Origin of the sequence: Flavobacterium sp. UGB4466 (assembly GCF_903469665.1) — a bacterium.
In the GTDB taxonomy this organism is placed as follows: Bacteria; Bacteroidota; Bacteroidia; order Flavobacteriales; family Flavobacteriaceae; genus Flavobacterium; species Flavobacterium lipolyticum.
In genome coordinates, this window is the sequence record NZ_CAGKLC010000079.1 from 1 (window position 1) to 22,670 (window position 22,670).

Genomic DNA, 22,670 nt, shown 5'->3' on the forward strand with positions numbered 1-22,670 from the left:
TATCTTTAATGCATATAATATTATCCTAAAATGATGCAAAAACAAAGGAGCTGTGTATTATAGTGAGTAGTGCTTTTCAATTTACGAATACTTCTGCTCTCAAAATCTCAATGAATATTTATGACCTGTACTCAACGTTCCGGTACTATAGAGGGGGAATTAAATTAAGCCCTATTTTTGCATTTGCCAAATCATTCCAATTACAAAACCAACTTTTCATTAAGTCTAAAACCGTAATCTTGCCAAACGTCAGATTTAAGAATGTGAATGATATTACGAACACTCACAAACATTCATTTATAAATGATCCTATTGCATTTATAGACAACTTGATAAACCAAATGTTTATAAAATAAGAAGCCCTAATGTTGAATTTGATAAAAAAATCAATAGCAATTCCACTAGAGAATATTGTAAATGATTTCAATAAAATATCTAACGATTATAGAATATTATTAAAAGAAAAAACACTTCTAAAAAAAATCTGTCTGAAGAAGCCAAAAAAAAAAATGCGCAAAGTTCACAGTGGATCTTTGCGCAGATTTTTATAGAAATACTTTAGAAAACAAGGATCTACCAAATTGTTATTCTGTCTTTCTTCGGTAAAAACATTTTATCTTTAGGCTGTACATTAAAGGCCTCGTAAAAAGGTGTCGTATTCATTAAAGTACCATTCACACGCCAAATTGGTGGAGAATGTGGGTTATTGTTGATCCACAAACGCAGGAACTCGTCTTTCATTTTTACTCTCCATATTTTGGCTAACGAAATAAAGAAACGCTGGTCCGGAGTAAAACCGTCTATTTTTGTGTTTCCTTTTCCTTGTTCTGTCATTTTAAAAGCATCATAAGCAACTGCTAATCCGGCAATATCTGCCGTATTTTCGCCAACTGTCATGGCGCCATTAACATGTAGATCGCCTAAAACAGTATAGGTGCTGTACAAATTGATCACCTGTTGTATTCTGGACTTGAACTGTGCATAATCCTCTTTTGTCCACCAATTTTTTAAGTTACCATCCTTGTCATATTGCGCACCCTGATCGTCAAAAGTATGGGTTATTTCGTGACCAATCACCATTCCGATACCTCCATAATTAAGGGCATCATCTGCGTTATTATCAAAATAGGGAGCTTGTAAAATACCTGCCGGAAAAACAATTTCATTTGCAGTAGGGTTATTATAGGCCGTAACAGTTGGAACTGTAGTATACCATTCTGATCTATCAACCGGTTTACCCAATTTTGCCAATTGAAATTGATAGGCAGCTGTAGCGGCCGAAACCATATTCTCAAAATAAGCATCTCTGGCAATATTCACCTTGCTATAGTCTCTCCATTTGTCCGGATAGCCTATTTTCTTAGTCATGGCAGCCAATTTTTCTTTCGCTTTTTGTTTGGTAACCGGACTCATCCATTCTAATTTATCAATTCTTATGGCATAGGCTTTTTGCAAATTATTCACGAGGATCAACATCCGTTTTTTAGCCTCTTCCGAAAAATATTTCTTTACATACAATTCGCCCAACGCATCGCCTAAGTAAGTATCCAGAACACTCGCCATTTTTTCGCCGCGCGATTTTTGAACCGCCTGACCAGAAAGCACTTTGGTATACTCAAATGAGGCATCTACAAAAGGTTTACTTAAATCGTCGCCATATCTTTCTAAAGAATTTGCCTTCAGGTAAATTTTCCAATTATTAAGGGGAATGGTTTTTAAAAGCTTATTAAGGGCATCATAATAGGCAGGCTGGCCTACATTAATGAAATCGGTTTTAGCTCCTAAATTATTTAAAAAAGTAGTCCAATCTATGTTAGGATGTCTTTTTACGAGCTCTGACACAGCTATTTTATTGTAATTGGCCTGCACATCGCGAAGTTCAACTTTTGTTTTATGCGAACCAGCTAGTTGTTTATCGATACCGTAAACCAAATCAGCATTCTTTTTAGCCTCATCAGCATTGCTGCCTGTTTGTTGAAATAATGTCGTTAGGTATTTTTTGTAAGCTTCCTGTATGGCAACAGTTGGTGCATCCGATTTAAAATAATAGTCCCTGTCAGGCAAACCGATACCCGTTTGATAGATTTGAGCAATGTTCATACTGCTGTTTTTTTCATCGGGTCCAACTCCAAAAGCTATAATAGACGAATTACCTACTTTTACTTCATTCACTACAAAGTTCATTAGGGACGGTAAATCGCTAATTGCTTCAATTTTTGCCAGGAGAGGTTTGATAGGTGTATAACCGCGTTTGTCAATGGTTACCGTATCCATTCCAGATGCATAAAAATCTCCTACTTTTTGCGCTATACTTCCTGCTGAATTCTTGCTTTTTGAAATACTGTCCAATATTCCTTGCAGACGCATTCGTTGCGGGTAATTCATAAACATGTAGACACCTACTCCGGCTTGAGATGCAGGTATTGATACTGAATCATACCATTTACCATTTACATATTTAAAAAAGTCATCACCCGGCCGCAATGTGGAATCTATTCCGGTGATCGCAATATTTTTTTGTCCCTGATGTTTGGAACACGCTGTAAAAGCTAAGAACGCAGCGAAAAGTGCTAATGATTTTTTCATAGTCTAAATAATTTCTATTAAAATGAACTGAAAAACGTTTGAAAGCAGGTATGCTAAAATGTATAGGACTGGCATATTTGATTTTAGCAGAACAATATACGAATTCAGTTTTTAACTTTAAAGTTCTTGTTAGAATTACAAGTTAAAAAACTTGGAAGCTATGAAAAGAGAAAAATACTTAAAAATCCGTTTTCATCAGCGTTTTCGTCTAGCGAATCTGTATAATCTGCGTACTATTTGCATTCCAAAATTCATTAATTTATGATTTACAAGCAGCAATCATAATAAAAATAGGCCTTCTTAATTCGTCTGTCATTTCCGGATATTTTTCAATGATTTCTTCTGACGGCTTAGGCTCGGATATTTGTGTGATGTTAAACCCTGAGTTAACTACGGCATTTAGAATACCTGCTACAGTTCGATGGTATTTCACTACTTTATGACCTAAGAAATTGGTTTGCCTCACTCCTTCGTTCTGGTAATGGTCAACTGGCCAATGCAGTCGGTTTTCATTTTCATCTTTATACCAATCCTGCTCCGCTTTTGCCGTAAAAACAGGATGTTCCATAGAAAAAACGAAGCTCCCTCCTCTCTTTAAATATTGGTTTATTTTACCGAAAAGAGCCTCCAAATCTTGTATGTAATGAAACGTAAGCGAACTGAAAATAATATCAAAGTGCTCGTTTTCAAATTCAATATCTTCAACTGGCTTTTGATCATATTCTATTGATAATCCTTTCGAATTTTCCTTTGCTTTATCAATCATTTTTTTTGATAAATCAACTCCAATTACATGCTCTGCTCCTTGTTCTTTTGCGTAAATACAATGCCAGCCATAACCGCAACCCAGATCCAGAACATTTTTGCCCCGAAAATCAGGCAGCATATTTTTTAAAACATGCCACTCTCCTGCTGCGTTTAGACCTTCTATCGAACGTGGCATTTTACCATAACTCTCAAAAAAATCAATATCATCATAAATATTTTGTTTCATCTCTTACTCTTTTTTATTAAACCTAAATAATACAATAACGAATATCTTCTCTCTATCCCTCTTATCATTTTGTACTAAAAGTGGAATACACAAAAGTACAAAACCTAAGAAAATTATGCATACCCGCTCAAAATGCCCATACCGCTTAACAATTAAATAATATGTTTTCTTAATAACTGGGTTTGTATTCGTAATTGTTTTTATAAATTTGCGTCCTAAAATATTTAGTAGTTTTTTAGCTCGCTGTATTTCAGGCCTGATAAACAATTACCCATTAATTTAGTCATTTACACATTAACAATTATGAAGTCCTTTTTACTTTTTAAAGTGATTCCAAAAACCTCTTAATCACTCTTAAAAAATCAACTTTTCGGTTTTGCTTTTTTATATCAAAAACCGCCACTTACACTTTAACCCTTTAATTATCAAACAACAACAACAACAACAACAACAACAACAACAACAACAACAACAACAACAACAACAACAACGTCCAGTCTTTATCAATAATAAATCATATTACAATCATAACTAAATACAATGCTTAAAAAACACAGCCCCCAAGTTCTAATTTTTATACTTTTCAGTTTATTTTTCTCCATTAGTTCTCTTGCTCAAAAAAATATTTACGCCGGAATTGAAATCGGCCGCAGAACGATAAAAGTTTCTGTTCTCGATGTCAGTAATATTAAAAAAGCAGATTACAAAATTATCTATTATTCAAATGACGAAGGTCTGAGTTTCGCCAAACATATCACTGCTACTGGTGAACTTACTCAGGAAGATATCAATAAAGCAGGTCTTATCGTTTTTACTCAATTGACTAAAATAAGAGCACAATTTAAGATTCCGGAAGAAAATATCTTTTTAGTGGCTTCTTCTGTTTTTGGATCTGCTCGTAATGTTGATGCTTTAAAAAATAAGATCAGCACGCTAACCAACAAAGAGCTTGATATTATCAATGTTGATGAGGAAGCTAAAATACTAGTTAAAGGTTCTATACCACCTGTTGATTATGCTAACGCTCTGCATCTTGATATTGGTGCTGCAAGTACTAAAGGTGGATACATTGATGAACTTCAGGATGGTAAATTAGAGTTTATTCCTTTAGAACTTGATTTTGGTACGATGTCACTTACTGATGCCGTAAAAAAAACGGTTGCAAACCAAAGCCAGGCCAGCGACATGTCTGTATATCAGGAAAAATCTTTTGATTTTAATCCGATTGTTCGTAAAAAGATAAAGGATATGCTTGATGCAAATCCGCTTTTATTAAAAAAGGAAAAAATCTATCTGTCCGGTGGAGCTGTATGGGCTTTTACAACATTGTATTACAATGAGAATACGAAAGACCATTATCTGCCAATAAAACTGGAAGATGTTATCGATTACGATGCGGTTCTAAAGAATAATTTCAACAAGTTTAACACCCTTGCTAAAACCAACACCGAAGCTGCAAGAGTATTAAACATATACGACCAGAAATACCTTATTTCGGCAAATAACATACTACAGGCCTGCGTAGAGAGTATTCCTAATTTAGAGAAGAAAAAAATATATTTTGTAAAAGAAGGCCCAATAACCTGGTTGATCTCTTACATTGCAGACCGTTCTAAAAAGGTAAATACCAATTTTTAAGAACCTCATCATCAAGACAAAGCTTCAGAGGAATCTGGAGCTTTTTTTTTCTATGAAACATCTAATAAAACAAAAAGTAACATTGAGTTTTACACTAGTTTACAGCTTCATATCCGAGCTAATATTCCGAATGTATTTGCGATTTACTTTAAATGTTTTTCCGAAATTATAGGATGCATTTACTAAAATCATATGAGATGTATTTCTGTTGTCTAACACATAATAATTGGTATTATTTGTAAATCGCAACATTCTGTTTGCATCAGTATTCAAAATATTTCTATACTCCAGATTGATATTTAATCTGTCTTTTAAGAAATTTCGGGATACACTAAATGAGATATCAGGTTTCACTGAACGATACAAATTAAAATCGTAAAACCTGTCAATATAATAAGAGTTGATCGAATACATGGTACTTTTATCTATATTCCCGCTAACCGATAAATCAAGATAATTTACAAACCCTTCATACATCTCATTCTCCTTCTTCATTTTTAATTTGGTATAACTATAGTTCAAATTAAATCTGGATTCTTTATAAAATTTAAATGAGACTGAAGTACCAACAGAACTACTACTATAAGAATCGAGATTTGTATTTTCAGAAATCATTTTGTAGTCATTTAGTTCATTAACAATAGAAATATTGTTAGACGATGTTAAGTAGCCGAAGTTTAGAGTTACATCTACTTTCTTTATATTCCTGACCAAATCGAGAGAAAAAGAATCATTAATTTCCGGCTCTATGTAAGAAGGATTGACAACTGAATTATTATTAAAATCCTGATACGTAAAATTAGAAATTGATCTTATACTTGGTCTGACAACGTACCGCTTATAATTGAACTCCAAATCTACTATCGAATCAAATTTCGAAAAATAAGTAAAATTTGGCAGGTAAAAATTATGATCAAAAACAGCTTCACTGTTTACTTTATCTCGAGAGAACTGAAATCTGTTGCCAAATGATACTGAATTATTAGGGTTTAAATCATAACTAAAACTGACAAAAGGGGTAACAATATTTTGCTTCACCTCACTCCTGTTTGTCACATTGTCAAAAACATAATTGCGATCGGTCAATACCAATGCCGATTGAATATAAAGTTTATCAATTGACTTTGAGATCGAAGAACTAAACGTCCATTCTGTAAATTTTTGATTCGACTTATTGGACTTATTTTCAATTTTATTATTATTACTTACATAATCTAAATTGAGTTTATACTCTAAATTATTTTCTGTCTTCTTCTCGTACCTTAAATTTGTGCTATAATCCCGAATAAGAAAAAAATAAGACGCCTCTGATAAATCCGGAAAAATACTCCTTCTGTTTTCATCTACTATGGAGTATTTGTTTCGCAGCGAAAGACTGCTTGACTTATCGATCTCAAAAATAGTAAGCATTGAAAAATTTGACTGATACAAAACCCTATGATTGGAATAGTTTAAAGTTTTATCATTGAACATTTCTTCTGAACTGTTATCGGAAACATTTTTAAGATTAGAAACATTCAGAATTGTCGAAAATTTATTTTTTTTATAAAACAGATTCAACCCTAAAAAATTGAACTCCTGCAAGAGCCCCAGCGTTCCATCAACTGTACCTTTTATATTATCAACATTACCATTATTGTCCTTTACTTTTATAACAAGTTCGGTCTCGCCATTGGACAAATTAAAATAATTCTCAACAATCTGAAAGGAAACAATGTTCTCAGATAATAGCTTAAAAAATTCTTCCTGAGTGATTACTTTGTCGTTATAAATATAGTTTTTGATTTTTTTGCCTTTAAAATAAACTGTCTTGCTATTATCCAAAGTAATATTCTCAACGCGTCGCAACGTTTTACCCATGTTTTCATTTTTCAAAATTTCTTTGGGCAAATGAAGTTTATAGATACCAGCTTTTCTCTTATTTTTAATAATTTTTATCTCTTGAAGGATTTCCACTTTTGAGGAGTCGACCCATTCATTTTTAACTATTTCCTGAGCGAAAACAACAAATGAATTTATAGCGAACAATAGCGTAATTATTTTTTTCATTCTGATACTTGGCAACGATAGCGGTTAAATTTTCAACTTATAAAGGCAAAATTTGGCGCAAATAAAACAAAATAAAAAAACTCAATTCCACTATTTTTATAAAAAAAGTACCACAAGAAGCGTATCGGATAAGATACTATCAGGCCGAGATAATATGAGTCAGAGTTTAAAAGTTAGCTGATTCTGAAATTATATATTTCGATCTCCAATTTATTTCAAAAGCATAGGATACTTTCAGAAAGTTCATCTTTATAAACCAAAAAAATTGCACCAAGCCAAAAAGACTTTGTGCAATTTTAAATCGAACTCTTTACCAAGTTCAGTAATCAACTAAAAATATCTTGACTTCTTAGAATCTAATTTCCCGGCTTCTTTCGCAACCTGATCTTTTGCATGTTTTAAAAATAAAATGCATCTGTTTTCGATCAATTTATCATAATCGTTATTGTTATCTTGCCCTTCTTTATTTATAGATACTACCGCCGTTTCAAACAGATATTCCATAATCTTAGTTTCTTTTTCATTTTCATGATCAAAAGGAAGCTCAATCTCCTGAATGTATTTTAATAATGAGAACAAACTGTTTATCGATAATTGATCTGAAAAGTATCCTAAATGCAAATAAATAAGTCCTAAACCAACTTGCTCAATCACTTTTCTAAAGAGCACCCTTTTAACAGCCACATGATTATCACTCAAATAATACTCTGCATCATCAAAAAGCTGTTTTGCCCTTAAAACTTTGTCTTTCTCATATTTTTCTTTGAATTCAGATTCCCAACTAGGAAGATGTTTTTTAAAATAAACAGTATAATAAGGAGCATTGTAAATTAAAAGTCCGTGCGTTTTGACATAATCGAAAAAATACTTCCGGTATGTCTTTTCCTTACGGATTAATTCTCCTGAATGGCTAAGAATGGCTACCTGATGCCTGCCTTCAAATTTTTCCAGAATAAGTCCTTCCATTGAGGAGATTTCATCTTGAGTTTGATCCAGACTAATGATCAGCAGATAAAAATGATACCCAGGAAGTTTATCAGAATAATTTTGGGGCTTACTTTTCTGATCGTGAAGTATGGTATAACCAAAACAGTAAACACATCTTATGTTTGATTGAGTTACCATCAAATCGTTAATACTTTTTAAAGCATCTTCAACAAAATAATCGGATGGAATCTTTTCGTTGAAAATATACTTTCCGGTACATTCTTGCCTGCTTAATTTCTGCATCTTTTCCTTACATAATGCTTTATACTCCAAAAATAATCTGTTCAATTCTTTCTGCATTGACTCCACTTTTATTTTTGCCTTAATCATCAGCTCCGGATCTATATCACCCATCTCTGTATTTTGCATAGCACAGGAATAAGCTTTATTAAGCATTACAACTATCTCATTATGAACTGCCATATTCTTATTGAGTATTCTTTTAAATGAAGGCGCATATTTGATGATGTAATCATATTGCTGAAACAAACAAGTATTGCTAATAAAGACGGCAGTGAAAAATTCTGAGGCACAGATATAAATATACCTTAAGGTCTGATACAAGGCAAATACGGCTTCTTCATTTTTATTTTTTCCGCTATAAACCGACACATTTCTAAAAGATACCACTGCAGCTTCCATATCAAGAGAGAATCTTTTTTTTGCTTTTTTAAGCAGCTTTTTAGAGGTGTCTTTCCGAGGGTAAAAAACTTTAGCTCCCGGTTCAAAATAAATTAATTCTTTTAACGTACAATGCTGAACAAAGTAAGGCTTTCCATTTTTAAAGCCCTTTTTAGCACAGTCAGAATCCATAAACTTAAAAATAAACTCGGGATAGATACTTATTACTTTCTCCTTTACCTGATCTAAAACCTCCTCATCCTTATCGGTCTCTTTTTTTAGAATAAAAGTGATGACTGTTACTTTATTGCTTTTAGTAAAAGACACATAAATGGCTTCTGCTCCAACAAACGGAAGTAAGTTTACAATAGCCATTTCTAATCGTTCCTTATAGGGGTTTTTCGGATCTATTCTGAGTATATAATTCATCTTTTATTCTTTTTATGTTAAACCTCATCGACCTATCTTTCCTTTACTTTCATTTTACAACTTAAAGAACGCCTGAGAATAATAGCTTTATTTTTCTTCTGAAATTTTGACTACCTTACCCTTTAGTAGTGTATTTTATGTTTTTTTTTGTACGTTTGTTTAAAACATCATTTTGTGCTTTTTTACTTACAAATATATAGATTTTATCCTATAAATAGCAATAAAAATATGTTATAATCTAAAAATAATTGCAATGATCGTAAATAGAATCTTACAAATTATTGAATATAAAGGAATTAATAGAAGAAAATTTTATATCGAAACGGGGCTTTCTAACGGCTTTTTGGATAAGGTTAAAGATGTTGGTGCCTCAAAAATAGAGCAGATACTTCGCATTTATCCTGAAATTAATCCGGAGTGGCTCCTGACAGGAAAAGGGCATATGCTTGAAAATGCTGCCTTTTTTGAGTATGAATGGGGAATTAAAATGAGTGAAATTGAAGAACCTTCTACTGTTTACGAAGTCACCACTACAAAAACACTTAAGAAGCAGTTTGTACCGGTCTATGATGTTGAAACTGCTGACGGAATGGTTTCCCTGTTTAAAGAATCTGAGGAAAAACCAATTGACTATGTCTCTGTTCCAAACTTACCCAAATGCGATGGCGCTATTTATGTAAGTGGAGATCGCATGTATCCTTTTTTAAAGAGCGGTGATCTGATCATTTATAAGAAAATGAGCAGCAGAATCGAACATATTATTTGGGGAGAAATGTATTTGGTTTCTGTAGTAACCGATGAACCGGAAGAATTTCTCCTGATCCGATGGGTACAAAAATCAGACAAAGGAGAGGAATGGATTAAACTGGTCAGTGAAAACAGTCGATACGAATCGAAGGATGTTCTCCTTAAAAATATTGAAGGATTAGCTTTAATAAAAGCGACAATTCGGATCAATTCAAACTTTTAACATTAAACACTAACAATCAAAAACTTAACTAAAATCCCCTAAAATTGTGAATATCTATTTCACAATTTTAGGGGATTTTTTTTCGGTAAAATCTATCTTTGGCATCCTTAAAAAATAATAAAGATGAGCGCAACTTGGTACGAATGCAAGGTAAAATATAGAAAAACGGACGAAACCGGAGGGCAAAAAGTTTTAACAGAGCCTTACTTGGTAGATGCTTTGTCTTATACAGAAGCTGAAAGAAGAATTAATGAAGAGATGTCGGCTTATATCAGTGAGGAATTCAAAATCACCAATATAAAAGTGGCTAATTACGCCGAAATTCACCCTTTTGAAAATACAGACCGTTGGTTTAAATCCAAAGTCTCTTTATTGGCTTATGATGAAGAAAGCGGTAAAGAAAGAAAGTCAAATATGTACATGCTGGTTCAGGCCAATGATGTGAGAGAGGCTTACGACAACACGCTGCATGTAATGCAAAGCACCATGGGAGAATATTCTATCCCGGCCGTTTCTGAGTCCCCTATTATGGATGTTTTTCCTTATTTCAGTGGAGAAGAAGGAGAAACGGAGCAATTGGAAAGATTTAATAGACTAAAAGCATCTAAACCTGCACAAGCAGCTGCGGAGGTTGTTGACCATATGGAGTTTGAAACTGCATTAGAGGAATAGGTTTTAAAATTAATGCAGGCTCTTTCAAAGAAGCTGTGAATAGTGTACACGAATCTGACAGCTTCGCTAAAGCGAAGACGCAGATTTAGGCAGATTTCTTTTTTTTAGATTTCTCTTTAAAATTATAAAAAGCAAAAGCTTCGGAATTCTCCGAAGCTTTTTTATATATAGATTTTTGCACATTTTCTAATAAAAATAGATCAATACAAAATGTTGTGGGGCTGATAGAAATTATTCCTTTTATTAACGATTTCAGCTCTACATTTAAGAGACCATTTTATTACAACTGATTTTATAATTAGCGCTACCTTCTGGCATAAAGATTTGAATGTTTAAAAAGGGCTGAAAGCCCAAAAGCATAAAAATAGTGCAACGCACTATAAATTTAGATAATGAATCATAATGCCCTGAAGGGGCATAAGCAGTCATAAATAAAGCATAAGATCTTGATTAAAAGTTGCTAACTTTCGGAAATGTCATAAAATAAGATAGGTGCTTTTTGGGTTATGCTTTCACTCTTACAGGGCTTAAAGAAGTACTCATTAGTATTCATGGCACTTCGTACCATGTTAATGCTAAGGCTCTTTCAGAGCAACAGATTCTAAATACTTGTCTATTATGGGGTAAGCTGTAAATTATTATTTTTGCAATTAAGAAATTTTAGAAAAATGTAAATTTTTAAAAAACTGTAAAAGGCTGCTACTTTCATTCCTAAAGTGATTTACAGTAAAGAGAATACTATTTTTATCACTCCACAGCTTTTGAACCTGATTCTTTTTAGACTTACTAATACTTATGCCTAATTTTATAAATCCACAGGTTTTCTTGTTGATCCATATTGGTGGTATACAAACAAGATGTTGAATTAGTGAGAATGAATCTATGGTCATTTCTGATAAAGCAATTAGTAATAACCTGCAGAGCAATGTGACATAACCATTAATTTTAATAATAAAAATAAATTATGAATAAAAGACTAATTCGTGCTGTTATTTATGTGTGTTTTATACCTGGTTTGACTCTATTAGTGGGAGCATTTTGTCTTTTTCAACAGAAATTAAATTTTATTGAAAAGGCAAGTATTGTTTATGGTACAGTTATCGAATCGATACCTCTTGCTGGCAACAAGAATGGATCACTCTATTATCCCCATGTTTCATTTGTTACAAAATCAGGTAAGCCAATAGATTTCACTTCTACTGTAGGGTCTTCTCTTCCGAATTACATGGAAGGAAGTTCTGTTAAGGTTTTGTATGATCCAACTAATCCGAATAAAGCGGAGATTGATGGGATTCACGGTTACATTGTAGACCCAATGCTTTTGGGTGGTCTTGGCGTATTTTTCTTTTTAATGGGTTTAGGTGTTGTTTTAAACGAGTATCAAAAAAGTAGTAAAAAGGACTGATATTGAGTTTTCAAGCCTTTGATTTTTGAATTTACATAATATTAAAAGCAGAATAATAGCGACTCAGAAGTAATGAGCGGGATCTTTATGGATTCCGGAATTTTGCGGGGTTACTCGCATTAAAATGCTTTAGAATCTTTTTGGGTGCAGTGATGACTTCTTTACGAATAGAATCAAACCATTCTACTTCTTTAATGAGCTCAGCGCAGCATTCGTTTTTGGAATTATAAAAGCAACTTTTAATATTGATTTTGTCATTCATGAAGCAATATTTCATCTCAACAAAAAAATGTTCCGTAAACATTAGGTTTTTATAACAGACCAGTGCATATTTTCCTTCTTGTAAATCGAGTTGTAAAGAATTTAGCTTTTCTCTTGAAAATCCATTTTGAAATAAAAAACGGTAGAGTAATCGTTGTGTATAGGAGTTGTATGCGGTCTTCTCCATGACCATGAGATCGTTTACGTCCTCGCCTGTAACAATATAATTTTTGCAGATCATTTGAAATTTTTTAGGTTAATAGAAGAAGAGGCCAGCTAAGTATGAAACTGACCTCTAATCAATAGTCATGTTTAATAATCTTTTAAAGTAAAAAGTGATTGGGCTGGTTAATGTTGAATTGGGGAATTCTACTTACCAATTAAGCCTGATCTTTTACAATGGATTATTTAACTAATAAAAAATTGTAACTAATCTTAATTTTGTCGGCAATTTTCTTTCTGACAAGACTTGGTATTTCGATGTCAAAATCTTCAGGTTTGACTTCAAATGAACCTACAGTACTAAGACCATTGGCTGCCTTGGATATTTTGATGCTTACTGCTATAGGTTTTGTTTTTCCATGAATGGTAAGATCGCCTTTTAGAGTAAAATTTTTAGGGGTATTGGTAATTTTAGAACTGTCAAAATCTTCTAATTTGCCTTTTAAAGTTGCTTTTGAAAACTTTTCAGACTCCATATAATTTTCGTTGAAATGTTCCTCCATTAAAGCAACTTTAAATCGAAAACCTTTTATCAGAACCAGAGCTGCGAAATCTCCTGTAGATTGATCCAAAATTGCAGACACGCTTTTATTTTCAGCAGCAACTTCTTCATAGGTAGGCATAGTAGCCTGAAATTTTATAGTACCTGTTTTTGTGATTACTTTTTGTGCAAATCCATCTGTGTTTATCAAAATAGTCAACAGTACTATAAAGAAATTAAGAAACGATTTTTTCATAATAATTAATTTTCTTTTAGTCCGTCTGTATTCCATTTCACAATCAAATCGATATTGGTCTGAGACATTCTTCCTGCCTGAGGCATAATTCCTTGCTGACCGTTTTGTAGTTGAATTCGGTTCAGTAAACTGGCACCTTCAGTGGCTGTTTTTACTTCGGCATAAGTGGTCAATGGTCTGAAACCTGCGGATCTTCCGCTTTGATGACAGCCTACGCAATTGGCATCAATAATTGCTTTTACATTTTTAGAATAACTAATTGCAGTGGTTGGTGTTTCAGGTCCCGGAGTAGGATTATCTGTAACCGGAGGAGTTTCTATATCTTGGTAAGTATCAGAATCACTGCAGCTTGTAAATGTTAGTGCAGCTGCTAAAATTGTAAATGCTAATGTTTTTTTCATGGTTTTCTTGTTTATAGTTATTAAAATACTCTGTATAAGTTAAATCCGAAAAAGAAATCTCCTTTCCCCCAGTTTCCGGCGGCATTAGTAAGGTATCCGCTTTCGCTCATAGCTTGTGAATTGGTGAAAATTAATTGAAATACATGCCCTCCGGTTTCGACATCGAGACCAACGGACAGTGGGTTTTCATAAAAATTAGGTTTATTAAAATTGTGCATGTATTCTAAATTGACAGACAATCTTTTAGTGATTTTATAACGTCCGCCACCACCAAAAGAAAATTGGTTGTCTCTTTCCAAGTCTGGATTGTAAAGATTTCTATGCACAAATGAGGGTACTAGTTCTAAGGATAGTTTTTCGCTAACTTTTCTAGATATTAGTAATTGTTGTACATAAGTCATACGGTGCTTAAATTCTAAACCAGGATATTGATCTTTTTCCAAAAATGTATTGATATCCGCAACACTGTAGCCAACAATGTCTACAGGAAAGCTGTCGCTTTGTCTCATCATTCGGTATTTCACTCCTGTTTCATATAATTTATTTAAGGTATGTCTGGACAGGCTTACGGATAGCCAATCGGTAACACCATAAATACCGCCAAGTTTTGTGGTGGCATTATCAAGGCCCAAAAAACTGTCAAAACCATCTTTAACAGTGCCAAAACGGTGTGAGACTACAAAATAGAACTCTTTTTTTGCAGGCATTTTTGTGGTCTGTAAGGTCACCAGCTGCAAGGCTTTAAACGTTGCTGTAGAAAAGTTTTTTTGTACCTGAGCAGAGTCAAGGCTGTTTAGTAAATCATCTTGCGAATAGGCTATAGTAGCCAGGAAGAAGCAGATTGGGACTAAAATTTTTTTCATAAATGGAGGAATTGATTTATTGATTAATGGTGCATTGGTCTAGTTTGACTTCTTGAAATAATTCATCAAAGCCAATGCATTTGCCTTTAACGGTTACTTTACTGTTCAATAATTTGTCTTTTGTTTTTTGGGTTAACAGACAAAAAATGTTGTTTTCAAGTATCACGGCAGAATCGGTTTCTTTGGTTACTTTTCCGGTTATTTCTATCGTTTTATTGAGATATAATGAATCTGCTTTTTCTGTATTTGAGTTATAATCATCAAGCAATTTTACTGTTGTTATGCTAAACTCAGGTATTTCAGATTCTATATTGCGTGCTTCCTTGAAGAGAAAACCGTAATAAAAATAGAGGCCTGTCGAAATCAATACTAATGAGGCTGTAATTGCGAATGCGATTTTTTTTGGGTTCATTTTTTATTCTTTTTTTGATAGGGTTCAGTAGTAAAACAGCTTTAATGCGGATTACCCTACTTTAAAAGCGATATTTTTTAAAAAAAGTACGATATTTTTTAAAATTCGGTTAGTAATAGTGTGAGGATGAGGTTTTAAGGTCTAGGCTCTTTAGTTGTTGTAAGGTTGGAGAAAAGGTGAAAATTCAAGTTAGTCCAACCGAAAGTTGAACTAACTTGAATAATAACAGGCTAAGTGAGCGTATAAATGAATTGGATAGAAATAGTATGTTTCTTAGATCGCAAGCGGCGAATCTTTTACGGGTACTGGCCAAACAGCGGGACTTGGAAAACTAATTCCTTTATTGGCGCCTCTTACGTTGGCATCTTGACCAAAATAATACAAAGGCCAACCGTTGTAAACCAATTGAGATTTGCCAAATACCGTAATGACAGAAAATTTTGATTTGTCAAGAGTAGAAGGAACGACTATTTTGTCTGTTTCATAGATAGGCCAAACGGCATTGTTTGAAAAATCTGCTTTTGTAAAATTGTTTTTCTTGAAATTATCATTCTTAAAAGTATACAGCGTCAGTCCTTTTGCGTCTGTAAAGTACGTTGTAAGGCCATCACCAACAGTGTAATCAGATTTGTAGTTTTTTCCGTCATGTCCCAGAAGCTGACTTCTGACTAACATAATCGAATAGTCCGGTTTGGCTATAAACCAAACACCGCCAACACCATCTCCTGTTGTTTGTCCGGCAGTTTCGGGTGTATTAGTTCCGTTTACACTTGGCGCATAGTAATACAATGGCCATCCTTTGTAAGTCAGCTGTTTTTTACCCGATGTGGTGGTTATGGTAGCAAAATCAGAGAGTGTTAATCCACTACTTAATTTTTCAGCAGTTAAATTGTCTGCATAAAATGGAGGCCACACAGCTTCGCATCCGCCTGTACACGAGGCTTGACCCTTGGCGTCTGTTGCGAAAAAATATAAAGATTTTCCATCTTTATCAGAAAGATAAGAGCCTAATGTGGTACTTGTGGAAAGTGCAATTTCTTTTTTGGCTTCCGGACTAATCGTATCGTTGTCTTTGTCATTGCTACAGCCTGCAAAAAATAGGATTGCCGTAAGAGCAGTAAAAGCTAGTTTAAATGGTTTTGATTTCATGGTTTTTTAATTTAGGTTATATGAAGTGGGAAATGTGCTTTACATCTTTAGTAAAGTGTTTTATTATAATGTCCAGATATCAGCAAGAGGTACTTGCTTTGGGTAGTTAATTAGCGTAATGAATTTGATGTCTATGAACTGTCATAGAAAAAATACGCTAAATGGTATTGGATGAAGTTGTTTCCTAAAGTCACTTTTTATTTTTTTGATAAGATTCAATAGTAAAACAGCTTTGATAAAGGTTACCCTACCAAAGAAAAGTTGTTTTATGAAAAAAAAGAAAAAGTAATTTTAGGTAGACCTTGTGGAATAAGGTTAGAATGAAACTCTAAAACTCATGTTTGGAGTTCTTTGCAATGAGAAAGTTTCAACTTCTTCTATAGAATTAGTTAAAGAGCTTACTCTGTAATATTCACTGATTTCATTCTTTCGGTTTAGGATATTCAGAATCGACAAACCTAGTTTGTATTGAATTCCATTTGTAGTTTCCCACTTGTACGTAGAGGAAATGTTAACTTGTGAAAAAATATGGACATTGGTATTGTTTGGTTTGTTGTATACCAATACAGGATCTGAGAGATTAATTTGCGAAAAATCAGGCGAGGTTTTTGGTCTGCCGGACGACCATTTTGTACCCAGGGCTATTTTGAAATTGTTCTTTTCGTAAATTCCTGCCCACGATACCGTATGCATTACCTCAAAATTGTTGGGAAAACTTGGAGGTTCAAAATTGGAGAAATAATAATTATTGTGGTTATATGTATAACTCAACCAGGTTAAAAAGTGATTCATTTTTTTCTGAACCAACATTTCAGTTCCAAAAACCTCATAATCACCAGTCATTCGAACAAATTCCAATTGATTCTGAAAACCCTGACTCGAGGTTATAATTCCCGATACTTTTTTGTAGAAATTTTCTATATCCAGTAGCCAGTTGTTCTTTTTGTAGAATAAATTTAAAGAAACTTGTTTACTCCTTTGAATGGGAATGGTTGAATTGTTCGAAACAATCCAGCGTCTTTTTTCGATACCAAAATAATCTTTTTGCAAATCAATAATTTGCTGCGAATTTTGGCTTTTTAACTCAGCCAGCAGTTCTAAATTTAAACTCTTGTTGATGCCATAATTAAATTGAATGCGAGGTTCAACATTGTATTTTTTAAATTTTTCAATATAATTAAGACGAGCCCCTGCTTTAAAATAGATTCGGGAAAGTGTGTCGTTGTATTTTCCTTCTAAAATTAACGCATGGGTTTTTAGTACATCTTTTACTTTACGATAAAAATCTGGATTAGTTACTTGTTCTAAATTAGCAACACCAATCTCGTTGAACTGATAGCCATCGCTAAAGCTAAATCGGGAGTTGATAATATGGTGGTTTTCCAGATTAATTCCATTATTATTCACTGTATTCTCCTGAATCACGATTTGATCTCCAATAGTCGTTTTTTGGTTGGCCAAAAGTTCATAAGCCGAATTATAAACATTAATTTTGGTTGTATTATAGTTGTTCCAGTTTCTTTTCCACGACAAATTTCCGCCATAATTTTGTTGGCGTAAAACATTGTTTTCCGATTTGTTCATGTCGTATACCGTTGCACTTTGAAAAACTTCCAGGTTGTCTTTAATCGTAATTAAATCGAGTACAATTTGATCTTTAGCACCTATTTTGTGCGTATATTTTAAGGTAGCATCATAAAAGTCAAATTTTTTATCACTGCGATAATTTATATTTTGTTTTTCTGAAAAGTCGGTGATCGTAGTGTTTTGAAATACTTTATTAAAATATTCCTTATAGGTTGGGGTTTCTACAAAATCGGTAATCGATTTACGTGCCGAAATTTCGATAGAACTCTTTTTGGAAAGATTGTACTTGGCGTAAACATCAGCGTTTATCATATTGATTCCGGCGCTAAAAGTATTTTTTTCAATTGTTTCAGGAGTAGAGGAAATGGCTACAACGCTGGACACACTCTCACCGTAGAATGCAGAGCTCCCGTTTTTGTAAATAGAAATGGTATGTGCTAAATTGGGATTAAAAACAGATATTAAGCCAAAAAAATGTCCGGTTTGGAACATTCGTATGCCATTCCATAAAAATAAATTCTGATCGTGAGTGCCACCGCGTACGTTAATGCTGGAAACACTTTCGTCAAGACTGTTGACACCTGGAATTTGCTGCATGGTTTGCAAAGCATCAGGTTCTATAAGTCCTGGTAGAATACCAAATTTCTTAGGTTTAATTTCAAAAGATCCGTCCGGGCTTTTTGAAATCCCTGAAGCTAAAATAGCATTGGCTTTAATTTCTTGAAGCTCTGTTATTTCAGACTCTAATGTTATGTGCAGGCAATTTTTGAAAGAGGAATTATTGACTACAATTTTTTTGGTGATAAAACCAACATGACTGACCAGAAGGGTGTTTTTGGAGTCTTTTTTAAATTCAAAATAGCCATTGGAATCGGTTGAAACCTGAGTTTTGTTAAGCAGGTTAACATTGGCATTTTCAATAGGTTTTTTAGTGTCATTAGAAAAAACATAACCACAAATTAGTGGGACTTCGGTTTCGTTTTTATAAATATTGATAAATTGGTTTTCTATGTTTTCAAACGACAGATTCGTTTTTTCTGTCAGATATTGTAGTTTCTCATCTAAAGTAAGCGATTTTTTAGGAGGATTTAGTTGTAGACCGCTAATATTGTCTTCTGTGTAATTGAAGCTTACCTTATGTTGTTTTTCAATAGTCGCTATAATTTTTTTAAAAGGCACAGCTTTTCCTTTGTCTTGAGAGAAAACATTCAGGACAAGAAAAAATATAAAAAACAAAAAATGAAACCGTTTGGAGAATGACATTTATTTCTCGTCAAATATTATCTTATTTTTGGAGACTTTTTTAGCCTCTAAATGATAGGTTGTACTAATAATTTGTATCGCTGTATTTAAATCCTTAGCGGGTAATTTTCCGGTAAATAGAGAGGTGGTATCTTTTGTATTTAGTTCGATTGTAATGTTGTATTGTCTTTCAACTTCGTCCAGTATCGTTCTAATGTTTTCTTGGTAGAAATATATTTGATTGTCAATCCATTCGGGTTTTAACGAGTTTATAGTGGTGTTTACCTGTTTGCCATTTTCAAAATTAACGCTTTGTCCGTGAGTTAACACAATTTGAGTGTTTGCATAATTCACTCTTACACGTCCTTCATAACAAACGACATCAAACTTGTTTTTTCTTACCTTAACATTAAATTGAGTTCCTAAAACGGATACTTTTCCCAGGCTGGTCTGTACTTCAAATCGTTGGCCTTTGGCCACCTTAAAATAAGCTTCTCCTTTTAATTCAAGGTGTCTGTTGTTGGTCCAGTTCCATTTTTTATACCTTATTTCAGAACCGGAGTTTAGGACTACTTCAGAATTATCGGGTAACGAAAAAGTGGTTTTCTCTCCAAAATTTGCGGTTTGAGTCTGAGGAATCAAAAGTTTCATAACAAACGTAATTCCGAGTACCAACACAAAGACAGCGGCAGCTCGAAACATCCAGTTTTTGTATAAGGGAATTGCTTTTGGAGTTACCGTTTTCTGATTCAGTATGTTAGATAACATGGTATTTTCATCCAAATCACCTACTTCTAAGTGAGCAGTATAATTCTTGATTTTTTGGTATTTTTCAAAATCGGGACTTGCTTCAAATTCAGCTAATTCATCTTGAGATAAATCATTGTTAAGCCATTTTGCTAATAAGCGATTTTTTTTCATTATGCTGGTATTATGTTGTTAAAACAATTGAATCTAAATTTACCCTACTTCTATAAATCAATTTCTTTGCGTAAGCTTAGCAAAGCTAGATGAATACGTTTTTCAACTGCCTTTACGCTAATATCTAACGCTATGGCAATTTCGCTGTATTTTTTTCCGTCAATTCGATGCATCAGAAAAGCGATACGTTGTTTTTCGTTTAAATTTTCAATGGCTTTCAAAAGTTTAGCTTGAAATTGTTTCTCTTCCAGAATATATTCCGGATTTTCATTTGTTTTATCTAAGCCGCTGAAGTTTTTCTCATATCTCAAAACAACTTTTTGATGTGCAATTGCGTTGAGACTGCTATTATTGGCAATCGTATAGAGGTATGTTTTTGCTTTTTCCAGCGGTACCGAAGCGCAGTTTTGCCAAAGTTTTACAAATGCCTCCTGGGCTAAATCTTCTGCCTGATCGATATTGCCAAATTTGTAAAAAAGAAAATTGCGAAGTGCCTTTATGTGACTTTTAAAAAAAATCGAAAAGATCATTTCGTCGCAAGTATTGGATTGGTTTTTTTGTGGCATTTCGTTTTTCAGTTGTTACCTTGCAAAAGTATTTGTTTTTGGTTTAAGTAGGGTAAAAGCAAAGCTGATTGTTTTATACAAACAGGAAATATTGATTTCTGTTGATAATTAATGTTTTATAAAATGAAATGGAAATCCCTGATGAGGATTTATTAGAAAACAAATTCTGAATTTTTGTTACCTTTGTAAAAATATAAGTATGTTCCCTTTAAAAAAATATTTATCTATAGTGGTTCTCTTGTTCTTATTGTCTTGTCAGAGCGAAACAGACGAGAAAGACGATACGGCACAAGGAACAGTCACAAATGTTTCGCCACTTGCTACTTATCTGCAAAGGGTTGCAATGGTACAAACAGTGCAGGATAATGTGATCGACGGATCGAGTTATTGTACTATTAGGCTGCCATATACCGTTACGGTTAACAATGTAAAAATTGCTATAAATTCCACTGCCGATTATAAAAAAGTCACAGACAATATAAATGCAAATGCATATGATGATGATATTGTTAAAATAGATTTTCCTGTAACAATGGTATATTATAATTACATTGAAAAAAACATACCAGCTGAATCTGACTTCAAAGCTTTAATCGACTATTGGAATCTTAACCCTGATTTGTTGTCTAAAATTAATGGACTAAACATTAATTATCCCATAACGATTAATAGCTATAACAGTGCAAATCAAATTGCAAGTTCTGTTTCTATTATTAGTGATCAGGCTTTCTTCAATTTTATAAAAAATTTGAATAGCAGTCAGTATATCTCATTAAGATATCCCATTTCGATAGCAGATTATAATAATCAAACAAAATCAATTGCGAATAATTTAGAGTTCGAGAATGCAATAAAATATGCCATTGACAATGCTCCTGAAAATAATCTTGTAACACTCGATTTTGTGCAAACCATAACAAAGGGGAGTTGGGAGATACCATATTTTTTTGATGATTCAGAAAAGACGTCCTCTTATACAGGTTATTTATTTGTTTTTAAAAGTGATAAATCTGTAGTGGCTACTAAAGGAGCGGCATCACAAACTGGACAATGGGAAAGCACATTGCAAAATGGGGTTAGAGAAGTTAAAATAGAGTTTAATTCAGAGCCACTAAATAAATTGAATCGAAACTGGAAGTTGTTTGAGTTTAATAATTCTCAAGTTCGATTGCGTGATGTCAGTACTACTACTGATTATCTTTATTTGCAAAAACAATGATACTCGCAGAACAATGTTTTTCATGTCAGCCAGATGATTTTGCATGTACTCTTATTACAAAAGAAATTATTGATCGTTTAAATTAAATACCTGCTTATATAGAGTAACAACCCTACAGGTTTTAAAATCTGTAGGGTTTGTTTTTTATTCCTAATATATAAGAGTAGTTTTTGTCCAGCTGAGCAAAGTCAAAGCCTTTAAGCTTGTAATTTGATATTTGGAATTCTATACTATAATATAAGGAGTTTTTTTGTCGAGCTGAGCGAAGTCGAAGCCTTTATCCTTGGTATTTGGAATTCTATACTATAATATAGCGTAGTTTTATTGTCCGGCTGAGCGAAGTCGAAGCTTGGTATTTGAGATTCTATACTATAATATAAAGAGTGATTCTGTCCAGCTGAGCGAAAATGCAAGAAAAGTAGTTTCTGTCCGGCTGAGCGAAGTCGAAGCCTTTATCCACTGCTATCGAGGCTAGGGCATGGATTCTCAAAGGAAAGATCGGCCATAAAACAAAAACCTCGCGCGTTTGCGTCTTTGCGAGATTAGTAAAAACCCAGTAAGAATGGGGCTTTGTATCTAAGAGTTTTATTTGAAGGAAGAAAAATCTTTCAAACCTGAAAATAGTTTAATTTGTAAAAGAGGTGTTATCAGACTGTTAAGAGAAAGTTTTAAAAAAGATTAAAAATAAGTTTAGAAAAAGCTTGTGAAAGCGGATAAAGTGACTACTTTTGCACCCGCA

The 22,670-nt window shown here is 33.4% G+C and carries 18 protein-coding genes; 5 read left to right on the top strand and 13 right to left on the bottom strand.

From position 1 onward, the window contains the following. Nucleotides 1-573 precede the first annotated feature (573 nt). Nucleotides 574-2,586, bottom strand: coding sequence for a M13 family metallopeptidase (locus tag JO950_RS16565; protein WP_202703634.1), 2,013 nt, complete (start codon nt 2,584-2,586; stop codon nt 574-576). Nucleotides 2,587-2,845: 259 nt separating this feature from the next. Next, nucleotides 2,846-3,580, bottom strand: coding sequence for a bifunctional 2-polyprenyl-6-hydroxyphenol methylase/3-demethylubiquinol 3-O-methyltransferase UbiG (locus JO950_RS16570; protein WP_202703635.1), 735 nt, complete (start codon nt 3,578-3,580; stop codon nt 2,846-2,848). Between the two features lie 540 nt (nt 3,581-4,120). Here JO950_RS16570 and JO950_RS16575 point away from each other — a divergent pair. Continuing rightward, entirely contained in the window at nt 4,121-5,218 is a 1,098-nt protein-coding gene (locus JO950_RS16575; protein WP_202703636.1) for an exopolyphosphatase, read from the top strand. Between the two features lie 99 nt (nt 5,219-5,317). On the opposite strand, the gene JO950_RS16580 is transcribed toward JO950_RS16575, so the two are convergent. Continuing rightward, nucleotides 5,318-7,267 carry an outer membrane beta-barrel protein gene (locus JO950_RS16580; protein ID WP_202703637.1) on the bottom strand — a complete coding sequence of 650 codons (1,950 nt, stop codon included), beginning with the start codon at nt 7,265-7,267 and terminating at the stop codon, nt 5,318-5,320. A 330-nt stretch (nt 7,268-7,597) separates the two neighbouring features. Then, entirely contained in the window at nt 7,598-9,304 is a 1,707-nt protein-coding gene (locus JO950_RS16585; RefSeq protein ID WP_202703638.1) for a hypothetical protein, read from the bottom strand. 253 nt (nt 9,305-9,557) lie between these two features. Between JO950_RS16585 and JO950_RS16590 the strand changes: the two genes are divergently transcribed. The 3 genes from JO950_RS16590 (at nt 9,558) to JO950_RS16600 (ending at nt 12,351) form a co-directional block, all read left to right on the top strand. Further along, complete coding sequence (locus JO950_RS16590; protein ID WP_202703639.1) at nt 9,558-10,274, top strand: S24 family peptidase; 717 nt, start codon at nt 9,558-9,560, stop codon at nt 10,272-10,274. A 123-nt stretch (nt 10,275-10,397) separates the two neighbouring features. Continuing rightward, nucleotides 10,398-10,946 (top strand): DUF4494 domain-containing protein, encoded by a 549-nt coding sequence (locus JO950_RS16595; protein WP_202703640.1) that lies wholly within the window; start codon nt 10,398-10,400, stop codon nt 10,944-10,946. Nucleotides 10,947-11,910: 964 nt separating this feature from the next. Continuing rightward, nucleotides 11,911-12,351 (top strand): DUF3592 domain-containing protein, encoded by a 441-nt coding sequence (locus JO950_RS16600; protein ID WP_202703641.1) that lies wholly within the window; start codon nt 11,911-11,913, stop codon nt 12,349-12,351. An 85-nt stretch (nt 12,352-12,436) separates the two neighbouring features. On the opposite strand, the gene JO950_RS16605 is transcribed toward JO950_RS16600, so the two are convergent. From JO950_RS16605 to JO950_RS16645, 9 genes are all read right to left on the bottom strand, one after another. Further along, nucleotides 12,437-12,853 (bottom strand): hypothetical protein, encoded by a 417-nt coding sequence (locus JO950_RS16605; protein ID WP_202703642.1) that lies wholly within the window; start codon nt 12,851-12,853, stop codon nt 12,437-12,439. Between the two features lie 163 nt (nt 12,854-13,016). After that, nucleotides 13,017-13,571 (bottom strand): YceI family protein, encoded by a 555-nt coding sequence (locus JO950_RS16610; protein ID WP_237732372.1) that lies wholly within the window; start codon nt 13,569-13,571, stop codon nt 13,017-13,019. 5 nt (nt 13,572-13,576) lie between these two features. Continuing rightward, nucleotides 13,577-13,972, bottom strand: coding sequence for a cytochrome c (locus tag JO950_RS16615; protein WP_202703643.1), 396 nt, complete (start codon nt 13,970-13,972; stop codon nt 13,577-13,579). 20 nt (nt 13,973-13,992) lie between these two features. Further along, entirely contained in the window at nt 13,993-14,835 is an 843-nt protein-coding gene (locus JO950_RS16620) for a DUF5777 family beta-barrel protein (RefSeq protein WP_202703644.1), read from the bottom strand. Between the two features lie 16 nt (nt 14,836-14,851). Beyond that, complete coding sequence (locus JO950_RS16625; RefSeq protein WP_202703645.1) at nt 14,852-15,247, bottom strand: hypothetical protein; 396 nt, start codon at nt 15,245-15,247, stop codon at nt 14,852-14,854. A gap of 273 nt (nt 15,248-15,520) precedes the next feature. After that, entirely contained in the window at nt 15,521-16,396 is an 876-nt protein-coding gene (locus JO950_RS16630) for a hypothetical protein (protein WP_202703646.1), read from the bottom strand. Nucleotides 16,397-16,711: 315 nt separating this feature from the next. Continuing rightward, entirely contained in the window at nt 16,712-19,219 is a 2,508-nt protein-coding gene (locus JO950_RS16635) for a TonB-dependent receptor (protein ID WP_237732373.1), read from the bottom strand. A 27-nt stretch (nt 19,220-19,246) separates the two neighbouring features. Further along, entirely contained in the window at nt 19,247-20,146 is a 900-nt protein-coding gene (locus JO950_RS16640) for a FecR family protein (protein ID WP_202703648.1), read from the bottom strand. Nucleotides 20,147-20,196: 50 nt separating this feature from the next. Beyond that, nucleotides 20,197-20,712: an RNA polymerase sigma factor gene (locus tag JO950_RS16645; protein WP_202703649.1), complete on the bottom strand. Its 516-nt coding sequence runs from the start codon at nt 20,710-20,712 to the stop codon at nt 20,197-20,199. A gap of 199 nt (nt 20,713-20,911) precedes the next feature. Here JO950_RS16645 and JO950_RS16650 point away from each other — a divergent pair, with 199 nt between their 5' ends. Next, nucleotides 20,912-21,931 (top strand): hypothetical protein, encoded by a 1,020-nt coding sequence (locus JO950_RS16650; protein ID WP_202703650.1) that lies wholly within the window; start codon nt 20,912-20,914, stop codon nt 21,929-21,931. The last annotated feature ends 739 nt before the right edge of the window (nt 21,932-22,670 follow it).

Coding starts and splice junctions, on each gene's coding strand:
- JO950_RS16570 (WP_202703635.1), bottom strand. CDS start 3,580: ATGAAACAAAATATTTATGATGATATTGATTTTTTTGAGAGTTATGGT.
- JO950_RS16605 (WP_202703642.1), bottom strand. CDS start 12,853: ATGATCTGCAAAAATTATATTGTTACAGGCGAGGACGTAAACGATCTC.
- JO950_RS16595 (WP_202703640.1), top strand. CDS start 10,398: ATGAGCGCAACTTGGTACGAATGCAAGGTAAAATATAGAAAAACGGAC.
- JO950_RS16600 (WP_202703641.1), top strand. CDS start 11,911: ATGAATAAAAGACTAATTCGTGCTGTTATTTATGTGTGTTTTATACCT.
- JO950_RS16565 (WP_202703634.1), bottom strand. CDS start 2,586: ATGAAAAAATCATTAGCACTTTTCGCTGCGTTCTTAGCTTTTACAGCG.
- JO950_RS16590 (WP_202703639.1), top strand. CDS start 9,558: ATGATCGTAAATAGAATCTTACAAATTATTGAATATAAAGGAATTAAT.
- JO950_RS16640 (WP_202703648.1), bottom strand. CDS start 20,146: ATGAAAAAAAATCGCTTATTAGCAAAATGGCTTAACAATGATTTATCT.
- JO950_RS16645 (WP_202703649.1), bottom strand. CDS start 20,712: ATGCCACAAAAAAACCAATCCAATACTTGCGACGAAATGATCTTTTCG.
- JO950_RS16575 (WP_202703636.1), top strand. CDS start 4,121: ATGCTTAAAAAACACAGCCCCCAAGTTCTAATTTTTATACTTTTCAGT.
- JO950_RS16650 (WP_202703650.1), top strand. CDS start 20,912: ATGTTCCCTTTAAAAAAATATTTATCTATAGTGGTTCTCTTGTTCTTA.
- JO950_RS16620 (WP_202703644.1), bottom strand. CDS start 14,835: ATGAAAAAAATTTTAGTCCCAATCTGCTTCTTCCTGGCTACTATAGCC.
- JO950_RS16585 (WP_202703638.1), bottom strand. CDS start 9,304: ATGAATTATATACTCAGAATAGATCCGAAAAACCCCTATAAGGAACGA.
- JO950_RS16580 (WP_202703637.1), bottom strand. CDS start 7,267: ATGAAAAAAATAATTACGCTATTGTTCGCTATAAATTCATTTGTTGTT.
- JO950_RS16625 (WP_202703645.1), bottom strand. CDS start 15,247: ATGAACCCAAAAAAAATCGCATTCGCAATTACAGCCTCATTAGTATTG.
- JO950_RS16610 (WP_237732372.1), bottom strand. CDS start 13,571: ATGAAAAAATCGTTTCTTAATTTCTTTATAGTACTGTTGACTATTTTG.
- JO950_RS16630 (WP_202703646.1), bottom strand. CDS start 16,396: ATGAAATCAAAACCATTTAAACTAGCTTTTACTGCTCTTACGGCAATC.
- JO950_RS16615 (WP_202703643.1), bottom strand. CDS start 13,972: ATGAAAAAAACATTAGCATTTACAATTTTAGCAGCTGCACTAACATTT.